At 72.3% G+C, this 4,244-nt stretch carries 5 protein-coding genes; 4 read left to right on the plus strand and 1 reads right to left on the minus strand.

Annotated features, from left to right (window positions below; all coding sequences use genetic code 11):
- The coding region (locus ACTUAL_RS32180; RefSeq protein ID WP_440902865.1) for a transposase at positions 1 to 411 on the plus strand (411 nt) is incomplete at its 5' end.
- Between the two features lie 155 nt (positions 412 to 566).
- Here ACTUAL_RS32180 and ACTUAL_RS32185 read toward each other — a convergent pair.
- Positions 567 to 974: an SMI1/KNR4 family protein gene (locus tag ACTUAL_RS32185; RefSeq protein WP_440902866.1), complete on the minus strand. Its 408-nt coding sequence runs from the start codon at positions 972 to 974 to the stop codon at positions 567 to 569.
- A 151-nt stretch (positions 975 to 1,125) separates the two neighbouring features.
- Between ACTUAL_RS32185 and ACTUAL_RS32190 the strand changes: the two genes are divergently transcribed.
- From ACTUAL_RS32190 to ACTUAL_RS32200, 3 genes are read left to right on the plus strand one after another with little or no spacing between them, the layout of a single operon-like run.
- Positions 1,126 to 2,655, plus strand: coding sequence for an anchored repeat ABC transporter, substrate-binding protein (locus ACTUAL_RS32190; RefSeq protein WP_440902867.1), 1,530 nt, complete (start codon positions 1,126 to 1,128; stop codon positions 2,653 to 2,655).
- Entirely contained in the window at positions 2,643 to 3,473 is an 831-nt protein-coding gene (locus tag ACTUAL_RS32195; RefSeq protein ID WP_440902868.1) for a TIGR03773 family transporter-associated surface protein, read from the plus strand. Before ACTUAL_RS32190 ends, ACTUAL_RS32195 begins: the two co-directional genes overlap by 13 nt.
- On the plus strand, positions 3,466 to 4,218 hold the full coding sequence (locus tag ACTUAL_RS32200) for an anchored repeat-type ABC transporter ATP-binding subunit (RefSeq protein WP_440902869.1): 753 nt from the start codon (positions 3,466 to 3,468) through the stop codon (positions 4,216 to 4,218). Before ACTUAL_RS32195 ends, ACTUAL_RS32200 begins: the two co-directional genes overlap by 8 nt.
- Positions 4,219 to 4,244 lie beyond the last annotated feature (26 nt).

Raw genomic sequence — 4,244 nt, forward strand, 5'->3', positions numbered from 1 at the left:
GCCGCCGACGGTGATCCTCACCCTCGGGTCAGGGCCGGCGACAACCCGCAACCGCCACCGCTGCTCGACGACATCCACGACATCGCCGTGGACGGGCGGAGGGTGCGGGTCGGGCGGGTCGTCGCCGACAGGGCCTACGCCCACCCGAGCACCCGAACCGCGCTGCGGCAGCGGCGGGTCAAGGCCACGATTCCCGAGCGCACGGACCAGATCGCCCACCGCAAGGCCCAGGGCTCGGCCGGTGGCAGGCCACCGGCCTTCGACCCGGACATCTACAAGATCCGCAACGTGGTCGAGCGCTGTTTCAACCGGCTCAAGCAGTTCCGCGGCCTGGCCACCAGGTTCGCGAAACGAGCCGCCTACCATCGTGCCGAGATCGTCTTGGCTTGCATCGTCCTCCACCTACGGTGAAGATCCGCAGGCCACGCCCCAGGCCCAACGCCCCCGACCGGGCAGCACCTCGTCCAGCTAGCGCTCGTGCCAAACCAGGAAGTCCTCGTCGCCCCAGACCTGCGCGAAGTCGACGATGCGGGCGACGTCGACCAGCCTGCCCTGGCACCGGCCGGTCACGATGAGGAGGGTGCAGTTCTCACCCCCTGGCTCACGACGGAGATCGTGCCCCGGAACGGGTGGTCGTCGTCCTCCCAGGTACCCGCCCACCACTCCGCGCGGTTGCGGCCCAGGTCGAAGGGGCTTTCCCTGGCGGGCCACTCCGACTCGCCAGGGGACCACTCGCGCAGGGGAAGCAGGCCGCAGTGCGGGCCCGTGCCGCCGTCGCCCAGTTCCAGCAGGAAGCGGCGGTACGCCTGCGGGAGGGTGACGCCCTGCTCGCGTTCGAACGCCTCGACCTCGGCTTCCGACGCCGGTGGGTTCAGGTAGCCGCGCAGGGCGGTGGGCTTGACGGTCGCGGCGAGGCGCTCGTCCGCCTGCAGGCGGGCCAGCTTGGTCCTGATCCGGGTGATGGTGTCGTCCACGTGCGCCCCTCCTCGTGCTGGAGGGATTGCGCACCCGGCGGGTGCGGGGTGGCGACCCGCGCACCTGGCCGTTCGTTGAAAATGGTTGTCGTTTGTATTAGCTTCACAGGGCCCGCCTGTTCAGGTGGGGCGTCTGGAGGTGTTCGAAGACATGCGCGTGCGTGCGCCCTCGCGCTTCGTCGCCGGGTTGCTCGTGGTGGGGCTCGCGGTCAGCGGGTGCTCCGCGGGGGCCGGGCGTGGCGGTGGGGACGGGATCGCTGTGGTCACCACCACCGAGATCCTCGCCGACCTGGTGCGGAACGTCGGCGGGGAGCGGGTTCGGGTTGACTCCGTGGTGCCCGCGGGCGGGGATCCGCACTCGTACGAGCCGACGCCTGCCGACGTCAAGAAGGTCGTGGGGGCCCAGGTCGCGTTCACCAACCACCTGCTGCTGGAGGAGCAGCGGCTGATCAAGGCCATTGACGCCAACCTCGCGGACGGCGCGCCCAACGTGTCGCTGGCCGAGTCCGCGGAGACGTACGGGGCCAACGTGATCCCGCTGGTCGAGGACGTCGGGCTGGACGTGCTGTGGCTCGGGCTCCGGGTTCGCGGCGACGGGAAGGAGCGGGGGGCCAGTCGGACTTCCGAGGTCCGGTTGAGCGCCGTCGGGGTCGAGGGGCCGGGGGAGTTGGCCGTTTACCTGACCGAGTCGCTGGGGAAGCCGGTTCCCTACTTCGACTCCGGCGACGGTCTGTCCGAAGTGGACGTGACCACGCTGCCACCCGCGGCGCACACGCACCTGAACTGGGCGTTCACCGCTCCCGGCGTTTACCGGTTGGCGTTGCGCGCCGAGCTGGTCAACGACGGGGGCGAGCCGATCCCCCTGGGGGAGAACACGTTCACCTTCGCGGTCGGGGTCAACCCGGCCGAGACCGGGAAGACCGTGCTGCACAAGGGTCACACCGATCTGACCGTGGACCTGGACAGCGGTGAGCTGTACACGTTCAACGACGAGGGCGGCGGGACCGCGCAGCACGTCGTGGCGGCTCAGGACGCGGTGATCGAGGTGCCCAACAAGACCCTGAGCAGCGTTCCGGACGATCCGCGGTTCGGGTTCCTCGGCGCCCCTGGGGCGCAGGTGCACCAACTGCCGCAGGCGGTGCTCGGCAAGCACGTGCACGGGGAGATCGACCCGCACCTGTGGCAGGACGTGCGCAACGCGCGCGCTTACGTGGAGCTGATCCGCGACACGCTGCGCAGCGCCGACCCGGCGAACGCGCAGGAGTACGACCGGAACGCGCGCGAGTACGCGGCGGAGCTGGACGCGCTTGACGGCGAGGTCCGCCAGACCATCGCGGGGGTGCCCGCGGAGCGGCGGCAGCTGATCACCACGCACGACGGGTTCGGGTACCTCGCCAGCGCCTACGACCTCACCGTGGCCGGTTTCGTGGTGCCGAACCCGGCGCAGGAGCCCAGCGTCGAGGACGTGCGGAAGCTGACCGGGACGGTGCGCAACCTCGGGGTTCCCGCCGTGTTCACCGAGCCGAACCTCGCGCAGCGCGCCTCGGTGCTGAACCAGGTGGCGGCGGACCAGGGGGTCGAGGTGTGCCTGCTGTACGGGGACGCGTTCGACCAGCGGGTGCGCAGCTACGCGGACATGATGCGGCACAACGCGAAGGAGGTCGCGCGGTGTCTCGGCTGAGCGCGGCGGCAACAGCGGTGGCGGTGGCGGCAGCGGCGGTGCTGGCCGGCGCGCCTGCGGCACAGGCGCAGGAACAAGCGCAGGCGCAGGACGGCGAGCGGGTGGTGATCGCCGACGGGCACGTGGACCTGGGACCGCGCGTGGTGGACGGGAAGTGGGTCGTGCAGCTGCGCGACGACAGCGGCGCGGAGCCGGTGTGGCGGGAACCCGGTGACGTGGTGCTGCACGTGCCGGACTCGGTCAGGACGGCCGTCCCGGACGACCCGGCCTACGCGTTCCTCGGCGCGGCGGGCAGCCAGGTGTGGGTGCTGCCGCAAGCCCAGGGGGACGGTGTGGTCTGGCCCGGCTGGAACACGCAGGACCCGAGCATCGCCGGGCTGGGCGGGCGCGAGGTGGACTGGCGGCTGCACGGGGTGAGCGGACCGGGCGAGTTCCAGCTGTTCCTCAACGGGAACTTCGGCGAGCCCGAGGTGGTGTTCAGCGGCGCCAAGGGCTTCCCGCAGGAGACCGGGGTCGAGCTGGGCACGCACGCGCACGGCAACTGGGTGTTCAGCGCTCCCGGCTCGTACGCGCTCGACGTCGAGATGGCGGCGTCCGACGGTCGCGCCGACCGGGCGGTGCTGCGGGTGCACGTGGGGGCCGGTGACCCGAACGAGGCGTTCACGGTCTCGGTGCCGGCCGGCGAAGCGCCCAGCAGCAACGAGAACGCGGGCGAAGAGCAGAACCAGGCCCCGTGGCCCTGGATCGCCGGCGCCGCGGTCGTGCTGCTGACGATCGGGTTCCTGGTGCGGCGCAAGGTGGTGGGCTCCCGTGGGTGACCCGGTGGTCCGCGTGGCGGGCGCCAGCGTGCGCCTGGGCGGGCGGGAAGTGCTGTCGGGCGTGGACTTCGAGCTGCGCGGCGGTGAGCTGGTCGGGTTGATCGGGCCCAACGGGGCCGGGAAGACCACGCTGCTGCGCACCGTCCTCGGCCTGCTGCCGCTGGAGAGCGGGAGCGTGGAGGTGCACGGGCGCAGCGCGCGGCGCGCGCAGGGGTCGGTGGGGTACGTGCCGCAGCGGCACGAGGTCGCCTGGGACTTCCCCATCACCGTCGCGGGCGCGGTCGCCACCGGGCGCACGCACCTGCGCGGGCTGCTGCGCCGCCGGAGCGCGGACGACCTGGCCGCGGTGGAGCAGGCGCTGGAGCGGGTCGGCATGGGCGACCTGGCCGCCAGGCCGGTCGGCGAGCTGTCCGGCGGGCAGCGGCAGCGGGTGCTGGTGGCGCGGGCGCTCGCGCTGCGGCCGGGCACGCTGCTGCTGGACGAGCCGTTCACCGGCATCGACGTGCCGACGCAGGAGTTGTTGAGCGAACTGCTCGGGCAGCTCAGGGACGAGGGGGTGGCGGTGCTGATGACCACGCACGACCTGGCCGCAGCGACCGCGCTGTGCAGCCGGTTGTGCCTGCTGAACCGGACCGTCGTCGCGGACGGCGAGCCGAGGGCGCTGGCGGACACGGACATCTGGCTGCGCACGTTCGGGCTGGACCGGGCCGAGCAGCTGCTGCGGTCGCTGGGGGTGGGGAAGTGAGCGCCGTGGAGTTCCTGACCGCGCCG

This window comes from Actinosynnema sp. (assembly GCF_052038725.1).